Origin of the sequence: Bradyrhizobium tropiciagri (genome assembly GCF_018130505.1) — a bacterium.
Lineage (GTDB): Bacteria > Pseudomonadota > Alphaproteobacteria > Rhizobiales > Xanthobacteraceae > Bradyrhizobium > Bradyrhizobium tropiciagri_B.
Window position 1 is genome coordinate 293,145 of sequence record NZ_JAFCKH010000007.1, and the last position, 25,887, is coordinate 319,031.

Consider the following 25,887-nt stretch of genomic DNA (forward strand, 5'->3'; position numbering starts at 1 on the left):
TGGATCAGATCGAGAAGCTGGTGCCGCAGCCGCAGGAGGCGGTGGCGTTCGGATTGACGACGCGGAACGAGGCGCCGATCAGATCGTCGACGAAGTCGACCTCCGAGCCCGCCAGGAACGGGACCGAGGCGGGGTCGACCAGCACGACGGCGCTGTCCCGTTCGATCACGAGGTCGTCATCGGCCTGGGTGTGCTCGACGTCGAATTTGTACTGGAAACCGGAGCAGCCGCCGCCCTCGACCGAAATGCGCAGCTTGGCGCCGTCGCCTTCCTTGCTGAGGATCTGCCCGATGCGGCGGGCAGCCCGTTCGCTGACGGTGATGGCAGCAGTCATGGTCATCGGTCTCCGGAGAAGGCCGTCATACCCATTTCATTTGGTATCCGGCACCATCAATAGTTAAGTGCGTCGGGCCATGGAATCAAATGGATAAGGGCTAAAATTCAGTGTCGGTCGGAATGGCTGCTCCCCGCGCGCTTTATGCCTGCGACCCCGATCGCAGCCGGGGCCGGCTGGTTGCCGAGCCGCCGAGCCGGACCCGCAGCCCGTTCCGGCGCGATTGCGACAGGGTGATCCATTCCACCGCGTTCCGCCGCCTCAAGCACAAGACCCAGGTCTTCGTCTTCCACGAGGGCGATCACTACCGCACCCGGCTGACCCACTCACTGGAGGTGGCGCAGATCGCCCGTGCGCTGGCCCGCCAGCTCGGGCTCGATGAGGACCTGACCGAGACGCTGGCGCTGGCGCACGACCTCGGCCATCCGCCGTTCGGCCACGCCGGCGAGCGGGCGCTCGACCAATGCCTGAAGAACGACGGCGGCTTCGACCACAACGCGCAGGCCCTGCGGGTCGTCACCTCGCTCGAGCATCGCTATCCCGAGTTCGGCGGGCTGAACCTGACCTGGGAGTCGCTCGAGGGCATCGTCAAGCACAATGGCCCGCTGACCGAGCGGAGCGGCGCCCCGGCCGGGCGCTACCTGGAAAGTGGTGGCGTTCCGATCGGGATCGCCGATTACAACAAGACCCACGACCTCGAGCTCTGGAGCTACGCCTCGCTCGAAGCCCAGGTCGCGGCCTTCGCCGACGACATCGCCTATGACGCCCACGACATCGACGACGGACTGCGCGCCAGCCTGTTCGCCGTCGACGACCTCAAGCAGATGCCGCTGACGGCGGAGATCATCGGCGACATCGACCGGCATTATCCCGGGCTCGACGAGGTCAGGCGGGGCGCCGAGCTGGTGCGCGAGCTGATTTCCCATTTCATCGGCGCCGTCGTCACCGAGGCGAGCAAGCGGCTTGCCGCAGCGCAGCCGCAATCCGCCCACGACGTGCGCCACCACCACGCGCCGCTGATCGGCTTTCCGCCCGACGTGACCGAGGAGGAGGCGGCGATCAAGGCGTTCCTGTACCGGCGCATGTACCGGCATCACCGCGTGATGCAGGTGATGCGGGACGCCGAGCAGGTGGTCCGCGACCTCTACGAGCGCTACCGGCAATCGCCCGGCGACCTGCCGGCGGAATGGATCGAGGGCACCGAACGGGAGACGGACAGCGCGCGGAACAGACGGATCGGCAATTTCATCGCCGGAATGACCGACCGCTTCGCCCTGATCGAACACCACAGGCTTTTTGACTCGACCCCGGATTTGCGTTAGCGCCCTGCCATGGCCGACACCACAGCTTCACCACACCTTTTTGCCGACGTGCTGACACGCGTGCACGCTATCTGTGCCGCGATCGCCGTCGAGGATAATTGGCCCGCGGGCATCGATCTGTCCCGCGTCGTGGTCGAGCCGCCGCGCGATGCCAGCCACGGCGACATGGCGACCAATGCCGCAATGGTGCTCGCCAAGGAGGCCAAGGCCAAGCCGCGCGAGCTCGCCGACAAGATCGCCGACCGCCTGCGCGCCGATGCGCTGGTGGCCTCGGTCGACGTCGCCGGCCCCGGCTTCATCAACCTGACCTTGAAGCCGCAGGTCTGGGCGGAGGCGCTGCGCGCCGTGCTGGCCGCCGGCTCGGCTTTCGGCCGCAGCGACATCGGCAAGGCCGAGAAGGTCAATGTCGAATACGTCTCGGCCAACCCGACCGGGCCGATGCATGTCGGCCATTGTCGCGGCGCTGTGTTCGGCGATGCGCTGTGTAGCCTGCTGCAGTTCGCCGGCTTCGACGTCTGCCGCGAATACTACATCAACGACGCCGGCGCCCAGGTCGACGTGCTCGCGCGCTCGGCGTTCCTGCGCTACCGCGAGGCGCTGGGCCAGGACATCGGCGCGATCCCGGAAGGGCTCTATCCCGGCGATTACCTCGTGCCGGTCGGCGCGGCGCTCGCCAAGGAACATGGCGACAAGCTGCTCGACATGAGCGAGGCCGCCTGGCTGCCGATCGTGCGCGACAAGGCGATCGCGATGATGATGGAGATGATCAAGGGCGATCTCGCTGCGCTCAACATCCATCACGACGTATTCTTCTCCGAGCGCTCGCTGATCACCTCAGGCAACAACAAGGTCGCCGAGACGATCGATTTCCTGCGTGCCAAGGGCGACATCTACGAGGGACGCCTGCCGCCGCCGAAGGGTAAGCCGGTCGAGGATTACGAGGACCGCGAGCAGTCGCTGTTCCGCGCCACTGCTTATGGTGACGACGTCGACCGTCCCCTGATCAAGTCGGACGGCTCGTACACTTATTTCGCATCCGACATCGCCAATCACCGCAACAAGTTCGAACGCGGCTTCACCAATCTGATCGACGTGTTCGGCGCCGATCACGGTGGCTACATCAAGCGCATGCAGGCTGCGGTGAAGGCTGTCACGGCCGGCAAGGCCGCGCTCGACGTGAAGATCGTGCAACTCGTGAAGCTGCTGCGCGATGGCGAGCCGGTGAAGATGTCAAAGCGCTCGGGCGACTTCGTCACGCTGCGCGAGGTGGTCGACGAGGTCGGTTCCGACGCCGTCCGCTTCATGATGCTGTTCCGCAAGAACGACGCGGTGCTCGATTTCGACCTCGCCAAGGTGATCGAGCAGTCCAAGGACAACGCCGTCTTCTACGTCCAGTACGGACACGCCCGCGGCCATTCGATCTTCCGCAACGCGCGGGAGGAGGCGGTTCCGGATTTGCCTGAGACTGACGACGCGAGGCTCGTATTTCTACGGGACGCTGCGCTCGAACGGCTGAGCGACCCTGCCGAACTCGATCTACTCAAGCGGCTTGCGCTCTATCCGCGAATGATCGAAGCTGCGGCCATTGCGCATGAGCCGCACCGAATCGCTTTTTATCTGTATGATTTGGCCAGCGAATTTCACGCACTGTGGACGAAGGGGCGGGATTTGCCCTATTTACGCTTCATTATCAATAATGATGCAGAAATCACGAGGGCGCGACTGGCGATGGTTCAGGGCGTCGTCTCGGTTCTGGCATCGGGCTTAGCTGTTCTAGGCGTCCACGCTCCGACCGAGATGCGGTAGGCAGGGGCATGTGGCTCTCACGAGTGGGGATTTGTGAGAGCATCTGGCAGGGGCCAATTCGTTCGGACCGGCAGCGCCGGCGATCCTGGCGCTGTCCCGAAGGGGATGCATCATCACGATGGCTGATCGATATCAGAACCGACCATTTCCCGCCGCGGATGACTACGACGGCGGTGCTTATCCCGATGCGGCTGCGAAGGCCGAGAGCGATCCGCTCGCGGAACTGGCCAGGCTGATCGGGCAGACCGATCCATTCGGCACTGCGAGCAAGGCGCAACCTCCGCATCCGCTGCTCTCGCGCGCCAACGCGCGGCCGCCCGCGGCAGAAGACGACGAGGCGCCGCCCGCCGGCCCGCCGTCCTGGATGCAGCGCGCGCGGCGCGAAGCTGCGGCCCCATCGCCGCCGCCGCCGATCGAATACGACGAGCCGGAGCAGGATTATCAGCCGAGCGCTGTGCATCCGTTGCACCGCTACGCGGCTCCGCCGGCTCAGCCGGCACCGGAGCCGGTCGCGGCCTATCAGCCGACGCAGGCCTATGAGCCGGCTACGGCCTTTGATGAAGAGGCGCAACAGCACAGCGCTGCCGGCCAACATGAGCAGGATCCGTCGCGCTATGACGATGCGCTGTACGGACAGCTGGAGTCCGGCCAACAGCAGGACCTGGAGCGCGAGCCGGCCTATCCCGATGATCCCTATGCCTATCAGGGCTACGAGGAAGAGCCCGAGCCGCGACGCCGTTCGAAGGGCCTGATCATGGTCGCTGCGGTGCTGGCGCTTGGGGTATTCGGGGTCGGCGGCGCCTATGCCTATCGTACCTATGTCGGTTCGCCCCGCAGCGGCGAGCCGCCCATCATCAAGGCCGACAACACGCCGACCAAGGTGATCCCGGCCCAGGCCGAGGCGCCCGCGAAGACGCCCGACCGGATGGCCGCGGGTGACGGCTCCGAGAAGATCGTGTCGCGCGAGGAGACCCCGGTCGATCCAAGCACCAAGGCCACCGGACCACGCGTCGTGTTTCCGCCGCTGAACGCCAATGCGAATCCGCCGCCGCCCGCCAGTGTGCAGACCGCGCCGCCGCCGCCGGCACCAGCCTCGGCCAACGGCACGCTGCCGAACAACGAGCCGCGCAAGATCCGGACGCTCTCGGTCAAGGGCGACAATCCCGACGGCGCGCAGCAGGCCGCCGCAGGCGCACCGGCCAAGCCGCCGGCTGCCGCCAAGCAACCTCCGGCGTCGCGCAGCAACCCGGCCGCCGCCAATGCCAGCGTGAATGCACCGATGTCTCTGACCCCGGGCGAGCAGGCCAACGCAGCGCCTGTTCCGGCGGCACCGCCGACCCGGCTGGCGTCGACGACGACGGCCTCGGTCAGCAGCGGCTACATGGTCCAAGTGTCCTCGCAGAAGAACGAGGCCGACGCGCAGGCCTCGTACCGATCGCTGCAGGGCAAGTTCCCGAGCGTGCTCGGCTCCCACCCGCCGGTGATCAGGCGGGCCGATCTCGGCGAGAAGGGCGTCTATTACCGCGCCATGGTCGGGCCGTTCGGATCGCCCGAGGAAGCCTCACAGTTCTGCGGCAACCTTAAATCTGCCGGCGGACAGTGCGTCGTCCAAAGGAATTAACGGCCGTTTCCTTGACCCACGGACTGCATGCGGCCTAATCGGCCGCATGACGAACCGCGCATTCATCACGGGCGTATCCGCCACCGTCCTCAATGACGCCGAGCGCGAATTCATTCGCGCCGAGCGGCCATGGGGCTTCATCCTGTTCAAACGCAATATCGAGACTCCGGAACAAGTCTCTGCGCTTGTTGCGGAACTCAAGGCGCTGGCCGGCAATGAGGATGCGCCGGTCCTGATCGACCAGGAAGGCGGGCGGGTGCAGCGGCTTGGTCCGCCGCATTGGCCGGTCTATCCGCCGGGTGCCAGCTTTTCCGCGCTGTTCGACATCGACCCGCGGCTCGGACTGGCCGCGGCCCGTCTCAGCTCCCGCCTGATCGCGGCCGATCTGATTGATCTCGGAATTACCGTTGATTGCCTGCCTCTGGCTGACGTTCCGGTGCCCGGCGCCGATGCCGTGATCGGCAACCGGGCCTATGGAACCGCGCCGGCCAAGGTCGCCGCCATCGCGCGCGCGGTCACCGAGGGACTGGAACAGGGCGGAGTGCTGCCGGTTCTCAAACATATTCCCGGCCATGGAAGGGCCACGGCCGACAGTCATTTTCGGCTTCCGACGGTCGACACGGCGGAATCCGAGCTGGAACGCACCGACTTTGCCGCGTTCCAGCCGCTCTCGGACCTGCCGATGGCCATGACTGCACATGTTGTGTTTAGCGCGCTGGACCCCGTCCATCCTGCGACGACTTCTGCGACAATCATCGAACGGGTGATTCGCGGCCGGATCGGGTTCCAAGGTTTGTTGATGAGTGATGACGTGTCGATGAATGCGCTGGCCGGATCAATCGCTGAGCGGACCGCGGCCATCGTTGCCGCCGGATGCGACATGGTCCTGCACTGCAACGGCAATCTCGATGAGATGCGTGAGGTCGTGCGGGAGACGCCGGAACTGACCGGCAAGGCGCTGGAGCGCGCTAATGCGGCGTTGGCAGCGCGGAAGCCGCCAAAGCCGTTCGACCGGCAGGCGGCGCGGGCGGAATTGGATGCGTTACTTGATCGGGTAGGGACGGCATGACCGCGGAAATTCTATCGTTTGAGACCGGGCGGCCGGCTGATCTCGCCGAAGGCGAACCGGCGCTGGTGGTCGACGTCGAGGGCTATGAGGGCCCGCTCGACCTGTTGCTGACGCTGGCGCGGCAGCAGAAGGTCGATCTGGCGAAGATCTCGATCCTCGCGCTCGCCGACCAGTACCTCTCCTTCATCGAGGCGGCGCGCAAGATTCGTCTCGAGCTGGCTGCGGACTATCTGGTGATGGCGGCCTGGCTCGCCTTCCTCAAGTCGCGCCTTTTGTTGCCCGAACCGCCGAGCGCGGAGGGGCCGAGCGCCGAGGAGATGGCGACAGCGCTCGCCAACCGGCTGCGCCGGCTGGAGGCGATCCGCGAGGCGGCGAACCGGCTGTTGAACCGACCCCAGTTCCAGCGCGATATCTTTCCGCGCGGCAATCCGGAATCGATCGCCGAGATCAAGCATCCGAAGTTCACCGCGACGCTGTACGACCTGCTGTCGGCCTATGCGACGCAACGCCAGTCGCGCGTCCTGACCACGGTGCATCTGGCTAAGCGAACCGTGTGGTCGCTCGCGGAGGCTCGCGCCTCGCTGGAGCGGCTGGTCGGCATTGCCGAGGACTGGAGCTGTCTCGACCAGTATCTGATGAACTACGTCGCCGATCCCACCCAGAAGGCGACGGTTTTCGCCTCCAGCTTCGCCGCGGCCCTCGAACTGGTCCGTGAAGGCGAGATGGAGATCAACCAGAAGCAGGCGTTCGCGCCGATCTATTTCCGAAAGCGCTCAGCGCAGGCCGCAATGGCTGCGCCGGACCTTTCGGTTGAGTAAGTGGAAGAGGGAGAGCAAGCCCATGGCAAGCTTGGCGGAAGTGCGCATTGACGAACCCGAGGAGGAGGTTTCTCCGATGGATCCGATGGCGCGTCCTGAGGAATTGCGGCTCCTGGAAGCCCTGCTGTTCGCATCGAATGAACCGATCGATCAGGCAACGCTGGCGAAGCGGATGCCCGACGGCGTCGACGTCAAGGCAGCGCTCGCGCAGTTGCAGGCGGAGTACGCGCCGCGCGGCGTCAATCTGGTGAAGGTCGCCAACAAGTGGACGTTCCGCACCGCCGGCGATCTGGCGTGGCTGATGACACGCGAGAGCACGGAGACGCGAAAGCTGTCGCGTGCCGCGATCGAGGTGCTGGCGATCATCGCCTATCACCAGCCGGTGACGCGTGCCGAGATCGAGGAGATCCGCGGCGTGGTGACGTCGAAGGGCACGATCGACGTGTTGCTGGAGACCGGCTGGATCCGTCCGCGCGGCCGCCGCAAGACGCCGGGCCGTCCGTTGACCTTCGGAACCACCGACGGGTTCCTGTCGCAATTCAGTCTCGAGGCGCTCGGCGATCTGCCGGGGCTCGAGGAGCTGAAGGGCACGGGTCTGCTCGACTCGCGCCTGCCGACCGGCTTCTCCGTTCCGTCGCCCTCCGATGATGCGACGTTGCGCGAGGACGAGGATCCGCTCGAGCCCGGCGACACGCTGGAACTGCTGCTGGCGCCTTCCTCCGAACCCGAAGAGGTCGCTTCGGAGGCAGATGCGGCGGCGGAAGCAGCGGCACCGGAGGCCGCTGAGGCTGAAGCCACCGAGCATGAAGTTATCGGCTCCGAGGCCACCGAGACCGACGCGCGCGACAGCGACGAAGACGGTGACGCCGGCACTGAGGAAAAGGGCGAATAGCCCCAAAATATTCCCGGTTAAGGCTAGCAATATTACGTAGCTGCGACAGCGATTTGCCGCGGCTGAAGTCCTTGTTTTTGACGCTTCGGGGGCCTACCTTCCGGGCAAAGTCTAGGCCGGTTTCGCCCGGCCATTTCTGGAGGGTTGCAGGATGGGTTCGCTGAGCATTTGGCACTGGATCGTCGTGATCGCAGTGGTCCTGCTGCTGTTCGGACGCGGCAAGATTTCGGACCTGATGGGTGACGTCGCCCAGGGCATCAAGGCCTTCAAGAAGGGCATGCAGGACGACGACAAGGTCGCCGAGAAGACCGAGCCCGCCAAGGCCATCGATCACAATGCGGCGCCGTCGGCCGCGCGCCAGGATGTCGGCAGCAAGGCCGTCTAAGGGCCTCGTCCGGACACGGATATTTCGACATTTTTTGTTGCGCGAAACGGTGACGCCGTCGCTCGAAAGCGCTATGCCGGTTGAGAAAACAGGTCGACGGCCCCAACTCCTGTAGAGGACGTATGGGGCTGTTGCGGCGCGCCCAGGCGGAAGATTTCATGTTCGATATCGGGTGGAGTGAGCTGGTCGTCATCGCGGTCGTCGCGCTGATCGCCATCGGCCCGAAAGAACTGCCGGGCGTGCTGCGCATGGTCGGGCAATGGATGGGCAAGGCCCGGAAGATGGCCGCCGAGTTTCAGGGCCAGTTCCAGGAGGCCATGCGCGAGGCCGAAATGGCCGACCTCAAGAAGAGCTTTGACGAGGTCAAGGAAGCCGCCACCGGGATCACCAGCGGCAACATCATGACCTCTCTGCAGAAGGACGTCAGCGACGCCCTGCAGATCGACAAGCCGGTCGATGCGCAGGTCGCCTCCGCGACCGACGCGCCGGTCACGCCAACGACGCCGGCCGAGCCGACGCCGGAAACCTTCGTCGAGGCCGAGACCCACGCCGCGGCGAGCGAGCCGCTCGCCATCACCAGCGAGGTCAAGCCCGAGCCGGTGGCGCAGGATGTGACGCCGGCGGAGCCCAACGTGTTCAAGGACGCCAAAGCGTCATGAGCGCCGAAGATATCGAGGCCAGCAAGGCCCCCTTGATGGATCACCTGATCGAGCTGCGCTCGCGGCTGATCAAGGCGCTGCTCGGCTTTGGCCTGGCCTTCATCTTCTGCTTCTTCTTCGCCAAGCAGATCTACAACATCCTGGTCTGGCCGTTCGTCTGGATCGCGGGACCGGAGAATTCGAAGTTCATCTACACGGCGCTGCTGGAATATTTCATCACCCAGCTCAAGCTCGCGCTGTTCGGCGCCGGCTTCATCTCGTTCCCGATCGTCGCGACCCAAATCTACAAATTCGTCGCGCCCGGCCTCTACCGGCACGAGCGCAACGCCTTCCTGCCGTATCTGGTCGCAACGCCCGTATTCTTCGTGATGGGTGCCGCGCTGGTCTATTTCGTCGTGCTGCCGATGCTGGTGCGGTTCTCGCTCGGCATGCAGCAGGCCGGCGGCGCGGAGACCGCGCAGATCCAGCTGCTGCCCAAGGTCGGCGAATATCTTTCGCTGATGATGTCGCTGATCTTCGCCTTCGGCATTGCCTTCCAGCTGCCGGTCATCCTGACGCTGCTCGGCCGCATCGGCATCGTCACCTCGAAGATGCTGCGCGAGAAGCGGCGCTATTTCATCGTCATCGCCTTCATCATCGCGGCCGTGCTGACGCCGCCCGACGTGCTGAGCCAGGCCTCGCTCGCGATCCCGCTGCTCGCGCTCTATGAGGGCGCCATCATCGCGGTGCGGATGGTGGAGAAGAAGGCCGCGGCCTCCACCGCCTCGTCCGGGGCGCCGACTGAGGCCAATCCGGCCGAGTAGGGCCGTTTCCTGCGCATCCGGTGACATACCCTGCGAAAGCGGAGTAGGCCTCTCGATTTGTCCCTGAACGGTGTGGTAGTGGAGGCGGCCCCCAAAAGGGCACAATCCAGGAATTCCCCGCCATGCACGACATCAAAGCGATCCGCGACAATCCGACAGCCTTCGACGCCGGCCTCAAGCGCCGCGGCCTCGAGGCCCTGTCGCCGTCGCTGCTGGCGATCGACGAGAAGCGCCGTGCCGCGATCCTGGCGTCCGAGCAGGCCCAGGCGCGGCGCAATGCGGCCTCGAAGGAAATCGGCGACGCCAAGAAGGCCAAGGACGAGCCGCGCGCGGCCAAGCTGATGGCCGAGGTCGGGGAGCTGAAGACCACGATGCCGGAGCTCGAACTCGCCGCGAAGTCGGCCGATGAGGAGCTGACCAGGCAGCTGTCGGCGATCCCGAACCTGCCGCTCGACGAGGTGCCCGACGGCGCCGACGAGCACGGCAACGTCCAGCATCACGTGTTCGGCAAGAAGCGCGACTACAGTTTTGCGCCGAAGCTGCATGATGATCTCGGCACCGCGCTCGGCGACATGGATTTCGAGGCGGCGGCGAAATTGTCCGGCGCGCGCTTCGTCGTGCTGAAGAGGGGCCTTGCGCGTCTCGAGCGCGCGATTGGGCAGTTCATGCTCGATCTGCACACCGGCGAACACGGCTATACCGAGATCAATCCGCCGCTGTTGGTACGCGATGCCGTGATGTTCGGCACCGGCCAATTGCCGAAGTTCGAGGATGATCAGTTCTGGGCCATCAAGGGTGAACTGCTCGCGGCGCCGAATGCCGATCTGCGCAGCGAACGCCTCGGGCTGATTCCGACCGCCGAGGTCTCGCTGACCAACCTCGCGCGCGAATCCATCCTCGACGACAAGGAGCTGCCGATGCGGCTCACCGCGCTGACGCCGTGCTTCCGCGCCGAAGCCGGCGCGGCGGGGCGCGACACCCGCGGCATGATCCGCCAGCACCAGTTCACCAAGGTCGAGCTGGTTTCGATCACGACGCCGGAGAACAGCAAGGACGAGCTCGAGCGCATGCTGGCGTGCGCCGAGGAGGTGCTGCGCCGGCTCGATTTGCACTACCGCGTGATGACGCTGTGCGCCGGCGACATGGGCTTCTCCGCGCAGAAGACCTACGACATCGAGGTGTGGATGCCGGGGCAGGGCGACGGCGGCGCCTATCGCGAGATCTCCAGCTGCTCGGTGTGCGGGGATTTCCAGGCCCGCCGTATGGATGCGCGCTATCGCGGGTCCGACGGCAAGCCGCGCTTTGTACACACGCTGAACGGCTCCGGTACGGCAGTGGGCCGCGCGCTGATCGCGGTGATGGAGACCTATCAGCAGCAGGATGGTTCAATCGCGGTGCCCGATGTGCTGCAGCCCTATATGGGCGGGCGCAAGGTCATCGAGCACGGCATGTAACGCGAGGCCAGTGCGATGCCGCTCCACCGTGACATCCACTGGCTTGGTCGACAATGGGCCGTCACCGGCCATGGCCTGCAGCTGATCAATCAGAAGCAGATGGGCTACTACGACATCGAGGTCGCGCGGCTGTGGGAGCCGGGCGTGATCGAAGCGATGCAGTCGAAGGCGTGGATCAACCGGCCGGACTTCGACAAGGCTGTCGATATCGCGCGCAGCAAGTTCGCCGATACGGCGCCGCCCGATTTCCAGCTGCCGATCGCGCCGGCCGCTGCACCGACGCCGAGCGTCGCGGCGGCACGGGCCGCGCTGCCAGCGGGAGGACCCTCACTTGAAGAGTTGCTCGCCAGATTGAAGGCGAGGTCGGCTGCGGCAGCCGCGCCGCTGGAGGCGCCCATCGCCGCACCGCCCGAAGCCGAGTTGGTCGCGACTAAGTCGGAGCTTGTTGAGCCGGAGCTCCCCAAGCCTGAGCTTGTAGAGCAACCTGCAGAGCCTGAACCTGCAGAGCCCGAACTTGCAGAGCCTGAGCTTCCGAAGCTGGAGCTTGCAGCGCCTGAAGTTGCTCAAGCTCCAAAGTCCGATTACTCGCAAACCGAATTGCCGACACCCGAGGCGGGCGCACCTGAATCCGTCGGACTGGAATCCGCCGGATCCGAAGCACCCGCGTCCGAGCTTCGTCCAATCGTTCAGGCCAAGCCCGAGGCGCCGGAACTTGAGCCTCCCAGGTCCGAGCCTCCCAAGTCCGAGCCTCTAAGGTCTGAGCCTCTAAGGTCTGAGCCCCCTAAGCTGCACAAGCTCACAATTCGTCCATTTGCGCAGGCCAATGCTGAGCCGCCCTTGGCCGAACCGTCTGTTCCCGAGCCATCGCAGCCCGAGCCACCAAAGCCTGAGCTTTCGCAATCCGAACAGCTGCCCGCCACGACGGCCAAGGTCGAGCTGCGCAAGCCGGTGCCACTCCGGATCGTCGGGCAGCCCCGGCCGGTCTTGCCTGTGTTCGGCCGGAAGATCGCCGGCAGCGCCAGATTCGTCCGTCCCTGGCGCGCCAGGCTGACGGGCTGGGACGGGACTTTGCCGGGTTTGCCTCCGCGGCCCTAGCCGGTTAAGACGGCCTACAACTCCAAGAAATCCGCGTCGAATCGGAACAAGAGGCAGCTAGACGGATGCGAATTCTCTGCACCAATGACGACGGCATCCATGCCCCCGGGTTGAAGGTCCTCGAGCAGATCGCGCGCGCCTTGTCCGACGACGTCTGGATCGTCGCGCCCGAGCTCGACCAGTCCGGCGTCTCGCATTCGCTGTCGCTGAACGATCCGCTGCGCCTACGCGAAATCGGCCCGCGGCACTTTGCGGTACGCGGCACGCCGACCGACTGCGTGATCATGGGCGCGCGCCATATCCTCGGCGACAAGCTGCCCGATCTCGTGCTGAGCGGCGTCAACAAGGGCCGCAACGTCGCCGAGGACGTGGTCTATTCCGGCACCATCGCCGGCGCGCTGGAAGGCACCATCCTGGGCTTTCCGTCATTTGCCTTGTCGCAGGAATTTTCCGTCGAGACCCGCAATGCGCCGCTGTGGGACACCGCACTGAAATTCGGGCCCGACATCCTGCGCAAGGTGCTCGATGCCGGCATCCCGAAGAACACCGTCGTCAACGTCAACTTCCCGTCCTGCATGCCTGACGACGTCAAGGGAGTCAGGATCACGCGGCAGGGCAAGCGCAACCAGGGTTTCCTGAAGATCGACCGCCGTCACGACGGGCGCGGCAATCCGTACTTCTGGATCGGCTTCGAGCGCGCGGCGATGATGGACACGCCGGCCGAGGGCACCGATCTCGCCGCGCTGGCCGCGCGCTACGTCTCGGTGACGCCGCTGCGGCTCGACCGCACCGACGAGGCGTTTTCGGAGACGCTGGTCGAGACGCTGAAGTGATCCCGTAGCCCGTAGCCCGGATGCAGCGAAGCGAAATCCGGGGCCGCTCTTAATCGCGGACGCACCTGTCCCGGATATCGCTACGCTCATCCGGGCTACGGCACCGAACCCGCTGCTAAACCGGCGCGCCCTTCATGGCACTGCCGATCACCTGCGCCAGCGTTTCCAGCTGGAAAGGCTTCTGCAGCGCCGGACGGTCGCGATATTCCGGCGGCAGGCCGGACGAGCCGTAACCCGTCGCGAAAATGAAGGGACGGTTGCGGGCGTTGATCAGCTCGGCGACCGGGGTGATCACCTTGCCGTTGACGTTGACGTCGAGGATCGCGAGGTCGAATTCGGTCGATTGCGCGAGCTTGACCGCTTCGCCGATTTCGCCGGCCTCAGCCGCGACGCTGTGGCCGAGCTCCTCCAGCATATCGGCGACCATCATCCGGATCATGACCTCGTCCTCAACGAGGAAAACTGCACAGCCCGCCGGCCGTATCGCCGTCATGAATGGAATCCTTGCCCTTCCAAACCAAGCTCGCAAATAACCTCAGGGGGTGCAACGCAAACGTTTGGGATTTGCCGGATTTTGCGTCGCGCAACAGTGAATTACCCGGTCGCCCGCGTCGGGCGCCACCGGTTCGGGGCAGATCGTTTGGCGGTTGAGCTCCCCGGCAGTATCGTACGAGACCTTTCACCCGCGGCTCGCGGCCAATCATATGGCGGCGGAAGCCGCCAATGCCAAGCTGAAGCGGCGCGCGGTTCCGCGCCGGGAACGAGAAATGCAGGGAATTTTTCCTTAACGCGGCATTTTGATTCCAATGGCATCAAGGTGGCGATCGTCGCATTTTGCTGCGCAGAGACCGCTGATGAGCATGGCCGTGAACCCGAAGCCGCCCGAGAAGATGATGTTTCAGCTCACCCTGCGGCGGCGCGGGATCAGCGATCAGGCCGTGCTGCGGACCATGGAAGAGGTGCCGCGCGAGGTTTTCGTCGAGCCGCGCGATCGCGACGACGCCTATCGCGACAGCGCGCTCGCGATCCCGTGTGGGCAGACCATCAGCCAGCCCTTCGTGGTCGCCTACATGACCGAGCGGTTGCAGCTGCACAAGGACCATCGCGTGCTCGAGATCGGCACCGGATCGGGCTACCAGGCAGCGATCCTGTCGCGGCTCTGCAAGCACGTGCTGACCATCGAGCGCTACCGGACGCTGGCCGACAGCGCCCGCAAGCGGCTCGAAGGTCTCGGCTATTACAACGTCGAGGTGCTGCTCGGGGACGGCTTCGACGTCCCGGCCGGCGCCGGCGATTTCGACCGCATCATCGTTACCGCCGCGATGGAGCAGATCCCGGACAAGCTCCTGCAGCGGCTCGAGCCCGGCGGCATCCTGATCGCTCCGGTCGGGCCGCACCAGGGTGCCCAGACCCTGGTCCGTGCGGTGCGGACCGAAACCGGATTCGAGCGCAAGGACCTGGTCGATGTGCGCTTCGTGCCGGCACTGCCGGGCGTCGCGCGCGAGATGTAAAAATTGCCGATTTGCGGCTTGGCGCCAACGCCTTATTCGCAGGGTTAAGCGGTTATTTACTCGCTACGTGTTTACTCAAAACAGTCTTTTGTTGCGTACGAGTGAGTAACCATGTCTGGGGTTGTCGAGTTGCTTCGCTCGCGTCGCGTGCCGCAGGTCGCGGTGCTGGCGCTGATGTCCGTGGCTTTTGCCGGTTGCAGCGCCGACATGTCGTCGCGCTTCTCGCAAAACTCATATTCGCAAAATCCGTTCGCCTTCGATCCGCAGCCGACCGGCGCGGTGCCGCAGCAGCAACCGCCGCGCGAGCTGCCGCAATATTCGAGGCCGCAATCGCAGCCGCAATATTCACAGTATCATTCGCAGCCGTTGCCGCCGCCGGTCGCCGCGGCTCCGCAATCCTATCCGGTGTCCGGCGGAGGCGGTGGCGTCTCCGGAGGAGGGCGCGGGCTCGCGTCCTACACGCCGCCCCCGGCGCGTCCGCAGATCGAATCCACCGGCACGGTTCCGCATTCGGCCGCGGCAGCGCACGCCGGTCGCGACACCAAGATCATCGTCGGCACCAGCGACACGCTGGATATCCTCTCGAAGCGCTACAATGTCTCCAAGGCGGATATCCTGCGTGCCAACGGCTACAAGGGGCCGCGCGCGCTGTCGCCCGGACAGCAGCTGATCATTCCGCATCCGACCGCAACAGCGGCCGCGCCCGTGATGGCCGCGCCGGCCGCCAAGCCGGTTGCGGTGGCCGCCGCGCCTGCCGGGCTGCACTATGTCAATCGCGGCGATACGCTGCACAGCATCGCCCGCCAGCACCACATCCCGGTGACTGATCTGGCGCGCGCCAATCACCTCGACCTGACGGCGCGGCTGAGCCCGGGCATGAAGCTCACGGTGCCCGGCGCAAAGACGGCGGCGGTCGCAGCCGCGGCACCAGTCGTTGCGCCTGCGCCGGTCGCAGCGGCCGCGCCGGTACCGGCGGTGGCGGCTCCGAAGGTGGTCGCAACCGCACTGCCGCAGCAGAGCGCCCGCCTGGCGCAGCCGACGGCGAATGTCGAACAGCCTGCCGCGGCGGCAGAAGCTCCCGTCGTCACCAAGTCGAGCGAGGCCACCGGCGCATTGCCGACCTTCCGCTGGCCGGTGCGCGGCAAGGTCATCACCGCCTACGGCTCCAAGACCAACGGCAAGGTCAATGACGGCATCAATGTCGCGGTGCCCGAGGGCACGCCCGTGAAGGCCGCCGAAGACGGCGTCGTCGCCTATTCGGGCAGCGAGCTGAAGGGCTACGGCAACCTGGTGCTGGTCCGCCACTCCAACGGTTACGTCACCGCCTACGCCCATGCGAGCGAGATCATGGTGAAGCGCGGCGATACCATCAAGCGCGGTCAGGTGATCGCGAAGTCCGGACAGTCAGGCGAGGTCGGCTCGCCGCAGCTCCACTTCGAGATCCGCAAGGGCTCGTCGCCGGTCGACCCGCTCCAGTTTCTCAACGGCGCGTAAGGTACGCGTCGCACTTCCAATGCTCACAACGAAGACAAGGGGGGAGGTGCAAACCTTCCCCGTTTTGTTTTGCTCGGAAGCGTAGCCCGGATGCAGCGAAGCGAAATCCGGGGCCGGTCTCTTCGCGATGCATGTGCCCCGGATTGCGCTGCGCTCCATCCGGGCTACGAACTGCATCACCACTGAAGGTGTCATCGCCCGGCTTGACCGGGCGATCCAGTATGCCAGAGACGTTCATTTCAAATCGATAGGCCGCGGCGTACTGGATCCCCCGCTTTCGCGGAGGATGACAGCTGCGTAGCCCGGATGGAGCGAAGCGCAATCCGGGGTCTTTCGTCGAGGCGGCACCGTTCCCGGATTTCGCTTCGCTCCATCCGGGCTACGACGTGTCATGCGTGGTGCGACGCGCTACTTCCCGCTCAGCCGCACGCCGAGGCGCCCGGCCAACTCCTGCACGAACTGCCAGGCCACGCGGCCGGAGCGCGAGCCGCGGGTGGTCGACCATTCCAGCGCCTCGCGCTCGAGCTCGTCGGCGGCGAGCTTGATGCCGTAATGGTCGCAATAGCCCGTCACCATCGCCAGGTACTCGTCCTGGCTGCAGCGGTGGAAGCCGAGCCAGAGGCCGAAGCGATCCGACAGCGATACCTTTTCCTCGACCGCTTCGCCCGGATTGATCGCGGTCGAGCGCTCGTTCTCGATCATCTCGCGCGCCAGAAGATGGCGCCGGTTAGAGGTCGCGTAGAGGATGACGTTGTCCGGCCGTCCCTCGATACCGCCTTCCAGCACCGCCTTCAGCGACTTGTAGGACGCGTCGTTGCCATCGAACGAGAGGTCGTCGCAGAACACGATGAAGCGGAACGCGGAGCTGCGCAAAAGCTCCATCAGGCCGGGCAGGCTCTCGATGTCCTCGCGGTGGATCTCGATCAGCTTCAGCCGGTCGGCCGGCTTGCGATCGACGTTGAGCGAGGCATGCGCAGCCTTCACCAGCGACGACTTGCCCATGCCGCGCGCGCCCCACAGCAGCGCATTGTTGGCGGGGAGGCCATTGGCGAAGCGCTCGGTGTTCTCCATCAGGATGTCGCGCATCCGGTCGACGCCCTTGAGCAGGCCGATCTCGACCCGGCTAACGCGCGGCACCGGGGTGAGGCGGCCATCAGGATGCCAGACGAAGGCGTCGGCGGCGGAGAGCTCCTCGGCCGGCTCGGGCTCCATGTCCGCGGACGCGGTCGCGAGCAGGAGGGCGATGCTCTCAAGGGCGGTTGCGATCCGTTCGGCCGTGGCGCCGTCGAGCGGCTTTGCCGGGCTTTTTGTCGCGGCTTTTGCGGCTGTCTTGGCAACGGCTTTGGACGCGGTTCTGCTGGCTGTTTTGTTGGCTTTTTTCGGCATTTTTCCAGTTCCTGACGGCGCAGCCTTATCGGGCTGGCGCTCCTCCCGCAAGCGCCCTAAATGGACAGCCGTTAACGTTGCAATTGGGACCGCGGCCGCTATAGTCCGCGCGAATTTGTCCGGACCGCCGTACCGCCCCTGGGACAGAGGGCGCTGCCGGTCCTTTTCCGTCTTACCCGAGGATCGTCCGAATGCTGATTACTCCTGCGTTTGCCCAGGCTGCTGGAGCCGGCGGCGATGCCAACAGCATGTTGATGTCGCTGCTGCCGTTCGCGCTGATCTTCGTCATCATGTACTTCCTGATTCTTCGCCCGCAGCAGAAGAAGGTGCGCGATCACGCCGATCTCGTGAAGAACATCCGTCGCGGCGACACCATCGTGACCTCGGGCGGCCTCGTCGGCAAGGTGACCAAGGTGGTCGACGACGATCAGGTCGAGTTCGAGATCTCGGACGGCATCCGGGTCCGGCAGATGCGGCAGATGATCTCCGGCGTGCGCGCCAAGGGCGAGCCGGCGAAGGGCGACGCCAAGGACGAGTCGCCCGCGAAGTGATCGGTGCGTCTTCTGGAATCTGACAGGTCAACTCCATGTTGTATTTCACGCGGTGGAAGGCGCTGGCGATCATTATCACGGCGCTGGTGGTCTGCCTGTGCGCCGTGCCGAACTTCTTTCCCGAGTCGCAGGTCAAAACTTGGCCGGCCTGGGCGCAGCGGCGTCTCGTGCTCGGCCTCGACCTGCAGGGCGGCTCCTATCTGCTGCTCGAGGTCGACGGCAACTATGTAAAGAAGGAGCGGCTGGACGCCGTTCGCGATGACGTGCGGCGCGTGCTGCGCGACGCCAAGATCGCCTATACCGGCCTTGCCACGCGCAACGACGCCGTCGAGGTCCGCATCACCAGGGATACCGAGGCGCAGACCGCGCTGTCCAAGCTGCGCGACCTCGCGCAGCCGATCGGCGGCCTGATGGGATCGAGCGGCCAGCGCGATCTCGAAGTGACCGATGCCGGCGGCGGCGTGATCCGGCTGACGGTAACGCAGGCGGCGATGCTCGACCGCATGCGGAAGACCATCGAGCAGTCGATCCAGATCGTCGAACGGCGCGTCAACGAGCTCGGCACCGTCGAACCGGTGATCCAGCGCCAGGGCGCCGACCGCATTCTGGTGCAGGTGCCGGGCCTGCAGGACCCGACGCGGCTCAAGGAACTGCTCGGCAAGACCGCGAAGATGGAATTCCGCATGGTCGACACCTCGGTGTCGCCCGACCAGGCCCAGCAGGGCCGGGTGCCGCCCGACTCCGAACTCCTGACCAGCGCGTCGCCGCCACCGGTGCCGTATGTCGTCAAGAAGCAGGTGCTGGTGTCCGGCGGCGACCTGACCGACGCGCAGCCCGGCTTCGACCAGCGCACCGGCGAGCCGATCGTCAGCTTCAAGTTCAATACCTCCGGCGCCCGCAAGTTCGCGCAGGCGACCTCGGAGAATGTCGGGCTGCCGTTTGCGATCGTGCTCGACAACAAGGTGATCTCAGCGCCGGTCATCCGCGAGCCGATCACCGGCGGCCAGGGCCAGATCTCGGGCAGCTTCACGGTGCAGTCGGCCAACGATCTTGCCATCCTGCTGCGCGCCGGCGCGCTGCCGGCGCCGCTGACCGTGGTCGAGGAGCGCACGGTCGGTCCCGGCCTCGGCCAGGACTCGATCGAGAAGGGCGAGCTCGCGGCCTATGTCGGCTCGATCCTGGTCATCGTGTTCATGCTGGTGACCTACCGGCTGTTCGGCGTGTTCGCCAACATCGCGGTGGTGATCAACGTCGCGATGATCTTCGGCCTGCTCTCGCTGCTCAATGCCACGCTGACACTGCCCGGCATCGCCGGCATCGTGCTGACGGTCGGCATCGCGGTCGATTCCAACGTGCTGATCTATGAGCGCATCCGCGAGGAATTGCGCGGCGGCCGCAACGCGATCTCGGCGATCGACGCCGGGTTCAAGCGGGCGCTCGCCACCATCCTCGACTCCAACATCACCACCTTCATCGCCGCCGCGGTGCTGTTCTACATCGGCACCGGACCGGTGCGCGGCTTTGCCGTGACGCTCGGCATCGGCATCATCACCACGGTGTTCACCGCCTTCACGATGACGCGCCTGATCGTCGCCGCGTGGGTGCGCTGGAAGCGGCCGCAAACCGTGCCGATCTGAGAGGCCTGTTGTGACTCATTACGTTCTCATCGGCCTTGGCGTCCTGATCGCCGTGCTCACCGTGGTCGCGGCGCTCGGCCTGATGCCGTCGTTGCGCATCGTGCCCGACGACACGCATTTCGACTTCACCCGGTTCCGCCGCATCAGCTTCCCGGTCTCGGCGCTGCTCTCGATCCTCGCGATCACGCTGTTCTTCACCCACGGGCTGAATTTCGGCATCGACTTCAAGGGCGGCACGCTGCTGGAGGTGAGGGCCAAGTCCGGCACCGCCGATATCGCGGCGATGCGCACGACCCTGAGCGGCCTCGGCCTCGGCGAGGTGCAGTTGCAGCAGTTCGGCGGGCCGGCCGAAGTGCTGATCCGCGTCGCCGAACAGCCCGGCGGCGACAAGGCGCAGCAGGATGCGGTGACCAAGGTACGCGGCGCGCTCGGCGATTCCGTCGACTATCGCCGCGTCGAAGTGGTGGGACCGCGCGTCTCCGGCGAGCTGCTCGCCTACGGCATGCTCGGCCTGATGTTCGCGATCATCGGCATCCTGATCTATCTCTGGTTCCGCTTCGAGTGGCAGTTCGCGCTCGGCGCCATGATCGCCAACGTCCACGACATCGTGCTCACGATCGGCTTCATGTCGATCACCCAGGTCGATTTCGACCTGACCAGTATCGCGGCGCTGCTGACGATTCTCGGCTATTCACTCAACGATACCGTCGTCATCTACGACCGTATCCGCGAGATGCTGCGGCGCTACAAGAAGATGCCGATGCCGCAACTGCTCAACGAATCGATCAATTCGACGCTGTCGCGCTCGATCATCACCCACGTCACCGTCACCCTGGCGCTGCTCGCGCTGCTGTTGTTCGGCGGCACGGCGATCCACAGCTTCACCGCGGTGATGATGTTCGGCGTCGTGCTGGTCGGCACCTACACCTCGATCTTCATCGCGGCGCCGATCCTGATCTATCTCGGCGTTCACACCACACGGGGCGAGGCGGCGGAGGCGGTCGAGAAGGCGGCCGAGAAGAAGCCGGACGCGGCAGCCAAGAAGTAGCGGTCATGACCAACCCCTCGGACGCCCCCCATCTTCCGAGGTCGGCGCCGATCGAAGCCTACGGCAAAGGCGGCTTCGCATTCGCCGATATGTCGCATCGTGGCTCGCTGCTGTGTCTGCCGGATTCGATGTGGGCGTGGCCCGTGACGAGCCCGCAGCAGATCGACGAATATGCGCTGCAAAAGGTGTTCGCAGCCGCGAATGCGATCGACACGCTGATCGTCGGCAGCGGCACCGAGGTCTGGATACCGCCCAAGGCGCTGCGCGAGGCCCTTCGAGCGGTCCGGGTGGTGCTCGATGCCATGCAGACCGGCCCCGCGATCCGCACCTACAACGTCATGCTGGGCGAGCGGCGGCGCGTCGCGGCGGCGCTGATCGCCGTGCCATGACGACGACCGACGCACCGAAGGACGGCGCGACGATCTGCGCCGATCTGGTGCGGACCCATGATTTCGTGCGCTATGCGCCGACCTTGTTCGTGCCCGGCGAGGCGCGCCGCGCGCTGCTTTCGATCTGCGCCTTCAACGTCGAGGTTTCGCGGGTGCATGAACTGGTCAGCCAGCCGCTGCCCGGCGAGATGCGGCTGCAATGGTGGACCGACATGCTGGCGGGCACGGAGCACGGCAGCATCGAGGGCAATCCGGTCGCGGCCGAACTGCTGCACACGATCCGCGAGCATCGGCTGCCGGTCTCACAGCTGTCGCGCCTGGTCGAGGAGCACCAGTTCGATCTCTACAATGATCCGATGCCGACGCTGGCCGCGCTCGAGGACTATCTCGACGCCACGGCCTCGGCGCTGTTCGTGCTCGCCGCGCGGGTGATGGCGCGGCCGTCGGAGGCGATCGATCATCTGGCGCGACACGCCGGCCTCGCGCAGGGCATGGCGCAGGTGATCGCGAGTCTGGGGCGGGACGCCTCGCGGCAGCAACTGTTCCTGCCGCTGCAGATCCTGCAGCAGCATGGCAGCAGCACCGAGGAGGTCTTTGCCGGCAAGCCGACGCCGGCGATCCGCGCGTCGGTCGCGCAGCTCGCAGGCGAGGCGCAGAGCCATCTGAAGACCGCGTTCGATCTGCTTGCCGATGTTCCGCCCGAAGCAAGGCGCGTCTTCCTGCCGCTGGCGCATGTCCGGCGCGAACTCGCGCGGATGGCGAGTGCCGACTACGATCCGTTCGTTCCGAAGCCGGCATCGCGGCTGCGCGTGCTCTGGACATTGTGGCGCGCCGCACGCACCAGGGAGTTCGGCGGCTAGCTCTGTTGCTTTGGAATGTGCTTGGTGAATATCCGGATCGTCGTGCCCTTGACGATCGGACTACTGTCGAAGATGTCGGATGCGATCCGTTCGATGGTATCGCGCAGCGCGATGAACTGGGCCTGGCGCGCCATGCTCGGCGTTCCCCGTGTCCCGGCCAATTCGTCCATTGCGGCATCGCTGATCTGGCATTCGATTTCCTGATCGCCGTTCATCATGGTGAAACCGAACGCCAGGCGTTCGGAATCATAGCCGCCGATACGGCCACGGGTCAGTGGCATGAAACGAGTCCCTTGAGCGCGCTACCTCGCTGCAACAGTGGGGTTTCGCGGCCTGTTTGTCGAGGGCTGCAGCACGCTTCAGCGGGACGCGCGATCCATCTCGGCCACTTCGAAATTGAAGCGGTCGCGCAGATTCTTTCGCTGCTCGAGAATGTCCTTGAGGAATTCCCGGTCGGCATCGCTGCGCATCATCGGTTCGATCAGGTCGATCTGGTTCATCGCGACGAGCTGCAGGATCTCGGTGCGCGGTTTGCCCGCGGCATCGCGCGGCAGCGCGTGCACGATCTGGATGTGCTCCGGCGGCTTGACGCCTTTCGCTGCAGCGAGCTCGTTGTGCAGAGTCTTCTCCAGCGCCGACTGATCGGCTTCCACGAACGCGTAGAGCCCGACGCCGACACGGCGATCGGCGAAGGCGACGATCGCGGTGTCGCGCACGGCGGGATTCCTGCGGATCAGGTCGACCAGCACGGGCGCATCGTTGACCAGCCGGCGGCCGCCGCCCTCGCGGTCGGTGAAGTTGAAGATGCCGCGGGTGATTGCCTGGTAGACCTTCTTGCCGGTCATGAGCCAGATGCTGGCGAACGGCGATTTGCGCGCCAGCACCTTGCGCTCCTTCGGCGTCAGCGCCTCCGGCGCGTAGCTGCGCTTGTGCTTCAACAGATGGCGCAGATCCTCATAGGCGGCGATGCGGAACAGCCGGCTCCGGGTCTTGAAGCAGGCGGCGAGCTGGAAGTCGGTGACGTAGGCGCGGCCGTCGCGGCCAACCAGCCAGTTCTGCTCCTTGGCGAGGTCGTTGTGGCAGATGCCGGCGCGATGCAGCTTGCGCAGCGCCGCCTTGGCGGAGCGGAAATAGGCGAGGTCGCCGTGTGGCTTTGCCAGATGCAGCGCCACGCCGTCGATGAAGCCGCGCACCAGCGCGCGCCGTCCGGCCCACAGCAGTTTCGGGCCGATGTCGAGATCGCGCGCCAGCGTCAGCGCGCGGCGCTCGCGCCAGAACAGATGCAGCGCGAGGCCGAACGACCAGAACGGCACCTGATCGAGCCGGCGCAGCACGCCCTCGACCTCGCCGTCAGCGCCGCGGAAGCGGCCGCGCTCGACGGTGGAAAACACGTCGCGCTTGAGCAGCACGCCCTGGCTCCATCGCGCCGACAGCGTGGCCGCGTCGTCTTTCGGCAGGCTCATGATGGTCAGGCCGCCGCTGCGATGCGCAGGTGCTCTGCGATCCAATGATCGAGATCGGCGAGCGCCCGGGCGCTGATCGCCTGCTTCTTGGCGACCGTCTTCTCGTTGCCGCGCAGCCGTGAGCCGTCCGGCTTCTTGGTCGGCGGACTGGCGAGCGGCGGGAACAGGCCGAAATTGATGTTCATCGGCTGGAACGAGCGCGGGCCGCTCTCGATCGTCTCGATATGGCCGCCGGTGATGTGGCCGAGCAGGGCGCCAAGCGCGGTCGTCGCCGGCGGCAGCGTCAACGAGAGGCCTCGCGCATCCGACGCGGCGCAGAGCCCTGCGATCAGACCGACGCTGGCCGATTCCACATAGCCCTCGCAGCCCGTCATCTGCCCCGCGAAGCGCAGCCGCGGTTGCGCGCGCAGGCGCAACTGCGCATCGAGCAGCTTCGGTGAGTTGAGGAAGGTATTGCGATGCAGGCCGCCGAGACGTGCGAACTCGGCGTTCTCGAGCCCCGGGATGGCCCGGAACACGCGCTGCTGCGCGCCATGCTTCAGCTTGGTCTGGAAGCCGACGATGTTGTAGAGCGTGCCGAGCTTGTTGTCCTGCCGCAGCTGGACGATTGCATACGGCTTCACGGTCGGATTGTGCGGGTTGGTGAGCCCCACCGGCTTCATCGGGCCGTGGCGCAGCGTTTCGTGGCCGCGCTCCGCCATCACCTCGACCGGCAGGCAGCCGTCGAAATACGGCGTGTTGGTCTCCCAATCCTTGAAGTCGACCTTTTCGCCCTCGAGCAGCGCCGCGACGAAGGCGTCGTACTGCTCCTTGGTCATCGGGCAGTTGATGTAGTCGGCACCGGTGCCGCCGGGACCGACCTTGTCGTAGCGCGACTGGAACCAGGCCACCGACATGTCGATGGAATCCCTGTGCACGATCGGCGCGATCGCGTCGAAGAACGCCAGCGCGCTCTCGTCGGTCAGCTGCCTGATCGCGTCGGCAAGCGGTGCCGAGGTGAGGGGGCCGGTCGCGACGACAACGTTGCTCCAGTCCGCCGGCGGCAGGCCCGCGACTTCCTCGCGGCTGATCTCGATCAGCGGATGATCGTGCAGCGCCTTGGTGACGGCGGCCGAGAAGCCGTCGCGGTCGACTGCCAGCGCGCCTCCGGCGGGCACCTGGTTGGCGTCGGCCGACCGCATGATCAGCGAGCCCAGCCGCCGCATCTCGGCGTGCAGCAGCCCGACGGCGTTATTGGCGGCGTCGTCCGAGCGGAACGAATTCGAACAGACCAGCTCGGCGCAGCCGTCGGTGCGGTGCGCTTCGGTCATCCGCTGCGGGCGCATCTCGTGCAGGACCACGCGGACGCCGGAATTGGCGACTTGCCAGGCCGCTTCCGAGCCGGCGAGCCCCGCGCCCACGATGTGCACGGGTTGGGAAGAGGAGTGATGCAGTGTCATCGCGCAGCGTTAGCGCGTTTCGCTCCCCTATGCATCTGAAACCGAACCCAAAGCGATGCCGTCGGCACGGAAGGCCACTGAAAACGACAACGCCCGCTGCAGGAGCGGGCGTTATCCGTCATTCAGATGGCTTCTCGGCGATTAGCCGTTGTAGGTGCCGGCAGCAACGCGCGGGATGTCCGAACGATCGAGGCCGATATCGGCCAGCTCGCGATCGCTGAGCTGGGACAATTCGCTGACATTGCGCTGATAATCCCGGAAAGCCTGGATCATGCGGATGAGCGAGAGCAACATGGTAGTCTCCTAGTAGTTCTGATTCAGCCCTTCCGAGGCCAAATCGTTGAAATGAATATAGATGAGATTGTGCATTGCAGTAGTTCCGATGTTGCGATGCAGCTAAGCCTAGAATGCATGACGCCGCTAAGATTTGATTAAAGCTTTCGGTCCTCGCCGGGAGGTCAGAGGAACGAAGTTCCGACCGAGCTGCGAGTTAGAAGGGAATATTCGCTAAATCAACGGCTTGTGTGGGATATCGTGCTCTCGCGCGTTGAAGAGAAGGTGGTAATCAAGGACCGGAAAATCAAGCCGTGGTTGTCCTCTGTCCCATCCTGGATGCACTAGGTTCCATGCGTGATTCGCATGCATTCGGATCGCATAAGAATGATCATTAATTCATCTTATGGTGTAGCTCGGGAGTAGGCGAGCCGGGCGGCAATACGTCGCATTGACGATGAAGGTATTGCCATCGGTAAGAGGCGCGGGTTCGCGCTCGAACGAGCATTCTCGCTCAGGATGTATTGCTGAATATCATAATCGCGAAACATTCAGCAATGCATTGAAACTACGCGCAACGCCAGACGCGATCGCAGCGCCCTTCCTTACCGACATGTAATCAAAATGCTATGCAACGCATGCGCGATGCGCGTGCGGCGCTCATCACGTTTGCATCGCGCGGATTTCATTCTGAACGCTGCGGGGAACAGGCGAATAATCATTTCGCAGATTCCGCAATCACGCT

At 65.2% G+C, this 25,887-nt stretch carries 26 protein-coding genes; 19 read left to right on the forward strand and 7 right to left on the reverse strand.

Translation table 11 applies throughout. The features are described 5' to 3' along the window. Nucleotides 1–4: 4 nt before the first annotated feature. A complete protein-coding gene (gene erpA, locus JQ633_RS19650) occupies nucleotides 5–334 on the reverse strand; it encodes an iron-sulfur cluster insertion protein ErpA (RefSeq protein ID WP_139483341.1) in 330 nt (109 codons plus the stop codon). A gap of 110 nt (nucleotides 335–444) precedes the next feature. Here erpA and JQ633_RS19655 point away from each other — a divergent pair, with 110 nt between their 5' ends. The 12 genes from JQ633_RS19655 (at nucleotide 445) to surE (ending at nucleotide 13,091) form a co-directional block, all read left to right on the forward strand. Next, nucleotides 445–1,656, forward strand: a complete 1,212-nt coding sequence (locus tag JQ633_RS19655) for a deoxyguanosinetriphosphate triphosphohydrolase (RefSeq protein WP_211986707.1) — start codon at nucleotides 445–447, stop codon at nucleotides 1,654–1,656. Nucleotides 1,657–1,665: 9 nt separating this feature from the next. Beyond that, entirely contained in the window at nucleotides 1,666–3,462 is a 1,797-nt protein-coding gene (gene argS / locus JQ633_RS19660; protein WP_211986708.1) for an arginine--tRNA ligase, read from the forward strand. A gap of 118 nt (nucleotides 3,463–3,580) precedes the next feature. After that, entirely contained in the window at nucleotides 3,581–5,083 is a 1,503-nt protein-coding gene (locus JQ633_RS19665) for an SPOR domain-containing protein (RefSeq protein WP_211986709.1), read from the forward strand. A gap of 46 nt (nucleotides 5,084–5,129) precedes the next feature. Next, a complete protein-coding gene (gene nagZ / locus JQ633_RS19670) occupies nucleotides 5,130–6,152 on the forward strand; it encodes a beta-N-acetylhexosaminidase (RefSeq protein ID WP_211986710.1) in 1,023 nt (340 codons plus the stop codon). Beyond that, nucleotides 6,149–6,970, forward strand: coding sequence for a segregation and condensation protein A (locus JQ633_RS19675; protein WP_211986711.1), 822 nt, complete (start codon nucleotides 6,149–6,151; stop codon nucleotides 6,968–6,970). Before nagZ ends, JQ633_RS19675 begins: the two co-directional genes overlap by 4 nt. A gap of 22 nt (nucleotides 6,971–6,992) precedes the next feature. Further along, nucleotides 6,993–7,862 carry an SMC-Scp complex subunit ScpB gene (gene scpB / locus JQ633_RS19680; RefSeq protein WP_211986712.1) on the forward strand — a complete coding sequence of 290 codons (870 nt, stop codon included), beginning with the start codon at nucleotides 6,993–6,995 and terminating at the stop codon, nucleotides 7,860–7,862. Nucleotides 7,863–8,013: 151 nt separating this feature from the next. Further along, nucleotides 8,014–8,247: a twin-arginine translocase TatA/TatE family subunit gene (locus tag JQ633_RS19685; RefSeq protein WP_211986713.1), complete on the forward strand. Its 234-nt coding sequence runs from the start codon at nucleotides 8,014–8,016 to the stop codon at nucleotides 8,245–8,247. A gap of 158 nt (nucleotides 8,248–8,405) precedes the next feature. Further along, the gene (gene tatB, locus JQ633_RS19690) at nucleotides 8,406–8,906 is read left to right on the forward strand and encodes a Sec-independent protein translocase protein TatB (RefSeq protein WP_211986714.1); all 501 of its coding nucleotides are present in this window, start codon (nucleotides 8,406–8,408) and stop codon (nucleotides 8,904–8,906) included. Next, the gene (gene tatC, locus JQ633_RS19695) at nucleotides 8,903–9,709 is read left to right on the forward strand and encodes a twin-arginine translocase subunit TatC (RefSeq protein WP_211986715.1); all 807 of its coding nucleotides are present in this window, start codon (nucleotides 8,903–8,905) and stop codon (nucleotides 9,707–9,709) included. The genes tatB and tatC overlap by 4 nt, the downstream gene beginning before the upstream one ends. A 122-nt stretch (nucleotides 9,710–9,831) precedes the next feature. Then, the gene (gene serS / locus JQ633_RS19700; RefSeq protein WP_211986716.1) at nucleotides 9,832–11,163 is read left to right on the forward strand and encodes a serine--tRNA ligase; all 1,332 of its coding nucleotides are present in this window, start codon (nucleotides 9,832–9,834) and stop codon (nucleotides 11,161–11,163) included. Between the two features lie 15 nt (nucleotides 11,164–11,178). Next, on the forward strand, nucleotides 11,179–12,258 hold the full coding sequence (locus JQ633_RS35215; protein WP_249159484.1) for a hypothetical protein: 1,080 nt from the start codon (nucleotides 11,179–11,181) through the stop codon (nucleotides 12,256–12,258). Between the two features lie 65 nt (nucleotides 12,259–12,323). Beyond that, the gene (surE, locus tag JQ633_RS19710) at nucleotides 12,324–13,091 is read left to right on the forward strand and encodes a 5'/3'-nucleotidase SurE (protein WP_211986717.1); all 768 of its coding nucleotides are present in this window, start codon (nucleotides 12,324–12,326) and stop codon (nucleotides 13,089–13,091) included. A 115-nt stretch (nucleotides 13,092–13,206) separates the two neighbouring features. Here the strand turns inward: surE and JQ633_RS19715 are convergent, their stop codons facing one another. Further along, complete coding sequence (locus tag JQ633_RS19715; protein ID WP_211986718.1) at nucleotides 13,207–13,584, reverse strand: response regulator; 378 nt, start codon at nucleotides 13,582–13,584, stop codon at nucleotides 13,207–13,209. 361 nt (nucleotides 13,585–13,945) lie between these two features. Here JQ633_RS19715 and JQ633_RS19720 point away from each other — a divergent pair, with 361 nt between their 5' ends. Both JQ633_RS19720 and JQ633_RS19725 read left to right on the forward strand, forming a co-directional pair. Continuing rightward, a complete protein-coding gene (locus JQ633_RS19720) occupies nucleotides 13,946–14,602 on the forward strand; it encodes a protein-L-isoaspartate(D-aspartate) O-methyltransferase (RefSeq protein WP_211986719.1) in 657 nt (218 codons plus the stop codon). A gap of 111 nt (nucleotides 14,603–14,713) precedes the next feature. Beyond that, a complete protein-coding gene (locus JQ633_RS19725; RefSeq protein ID WP_211986720.1) occupies nucleotides 14,714–16,096 on the forward strand; it encodes a peptidoglycan DD-metalloendopeptidase family protein in 1,383 nt (460 codons plus the stop codon). Between the two features lie 408 nt (nucleotides 16,097–16,504). Here JQ633_RS19725 and JQ633_RS19730 read toward each other — a convergent pair whose 3' ends face one another. Further along, nucleotides 16,505–17,482 carry an ATP-binding protein gene (locus JQ633_RS19730; protein WP_211986721.1) on the reverse strand — a complete coding sequence of 326 codons (978 nt, stop codon included), beginning with the start codon at nucleotides 17,480–17,482 and terminating at the stop codon, nucleotides 16,505–16,507. A gap of 191 nt (nucleotides 17,483–17,673) precedes the next feature. Here JQ633_RS19730 and yajC point away from each other — a divergent pair, with 191 nt between their 5' ends. Genes yajC through JQ633_RS19755 form a run of 5 tightly spaced genes read left to right on the forward strand, consistent with a single transcriptional unit; the run spans nucleotide 17,674 to nucleotide 21,967 of the window. Next, nucleotides 17,674–18,033 (forward strand): preprotein translocase subunit YajC, encoded by a 360-nt coding sequence (yajC, locus tag JQ633_RS19735; RefSeq protein ID WP_211986722.1) that lies wholly within the window; start codon nucleotides 17,674–17,676, stop codon nucleotides 18,031–18,033. Between the two features lie 35 nt (nucleotides 18,034–18,068). Beyond that, nucleotides 18,069–19,670 carry a protein translocase subunit SecD gene (secD, locus tag JQ633_RS19740; RefSeq protein ID WP_211986723.1) on the forward strand — a complete coding sequence of 534 codons (1,602 nt, stop codon included), beginning with the start codon at nucleotides 18,069–18,071 and terminating at the stop codon, nucleotides 19,668–19,670. Between the two features lie 10 nt (nucleotides 19,671–19,680). Beyond that, nucleotides 19,681–20,718, forward strand: a complete 1,038-nt coding sequence (gene secF, locus JQ633_RS19745) for a protein translocase subunit SecF (protein WP_211986724.1) — start codon at nucleotides 19,681–19,683, stop codon at nucleotides 20,716–20,718. 5 nt (nucleotides 20,719–20,723) lie between these two features. After that, nucleotides 20,724–21,107 (forward strand): Mth938-like domain-containing protein, encoded by a 384-nt coding sequence (locus JQ633_RS19750; protein ID WP_211986725.1) that lies wholly within the window; start codon nucleotides 20,724–20,726, stop codon nucleotides 21,105–21,107. Further along, a complete protein-coding gene (locus JQ633_RS19755) occupies nucleotides 21,104–21,967 on the forward strand; it encodes a phytoene/squalene synthase family protein (protein WP_211986726.1) in 864 nt (287 codons plus the stop codon). Before JQ633_RS19750 ends, JQ633_RS19755 begins: the two co-directional genes overlap by 4 nt. Here the strand turns inward: JQ633_RS19755 and JQ633_RS19760 are convergent. The 4 genes from JQ633_RS19760 to JQ633_RS19775 form a co-directional block, all read right to left on the reverse strand. Beyond that, nucleotides 21,964–22,248, reverse strand: coding sequence for a DUF1488 family protein (locus JQ633_RS19760; RefSeq protein ID WP_211986727.1), 285 nt, complete (start codon nucleotides 22,246–22,248; stop codon nucleotides 21,964–21,966). The genes JQ633_RS19755 and JQ633_RS19760 overlap by 4 nt on opposite strands. 78 nt (nucleotides 22,249–22,326) lie before the next feature. Further along, a complete protein-coding gene (locus tag JQ633_RS19765; RefSeq protein WP_211986728.1) occupies nucleotides 22,327–23,430 on the reverse strand; it encodes a serine/threonine protein kinase in 1,104 nt (367 codons plus the stop codon). Nucleotides 23,431–23,435: 5 nt separating this feature from the next. Beyond that, complete coding sequence (gene trmFO / locus JQ633_RS19770; protein WP_211986729.1) at nucleotides 23,436–24,869, reverse strand: methylenetetrahydrofolate--tRNA-(uracil(54)-C(5))-methyltransferase (FADH(2)-oxidizing) TrmFO; 1,434 nt, start codon at nucleotides 24,867–24,869, stop codon at nucleotides 23,436–23,438. Between the two features lie 141 nt (nucleotides 24,870–25,010). Further along, nucleotides 25,011–25,163 (reverse strand): DUF1127 domain-containing protein, encoded by a 153-nt coding sequence (locus JQ633_RS19775; RefSeq protein ID WP_016846063.1) that lies wholly within the window; start codon nucleotides 25,161–25,163, stop codon nucleotides 25,011–25,013. Nucleotides 25,164–25,887 lie beyond the last annotated feature (724 nt).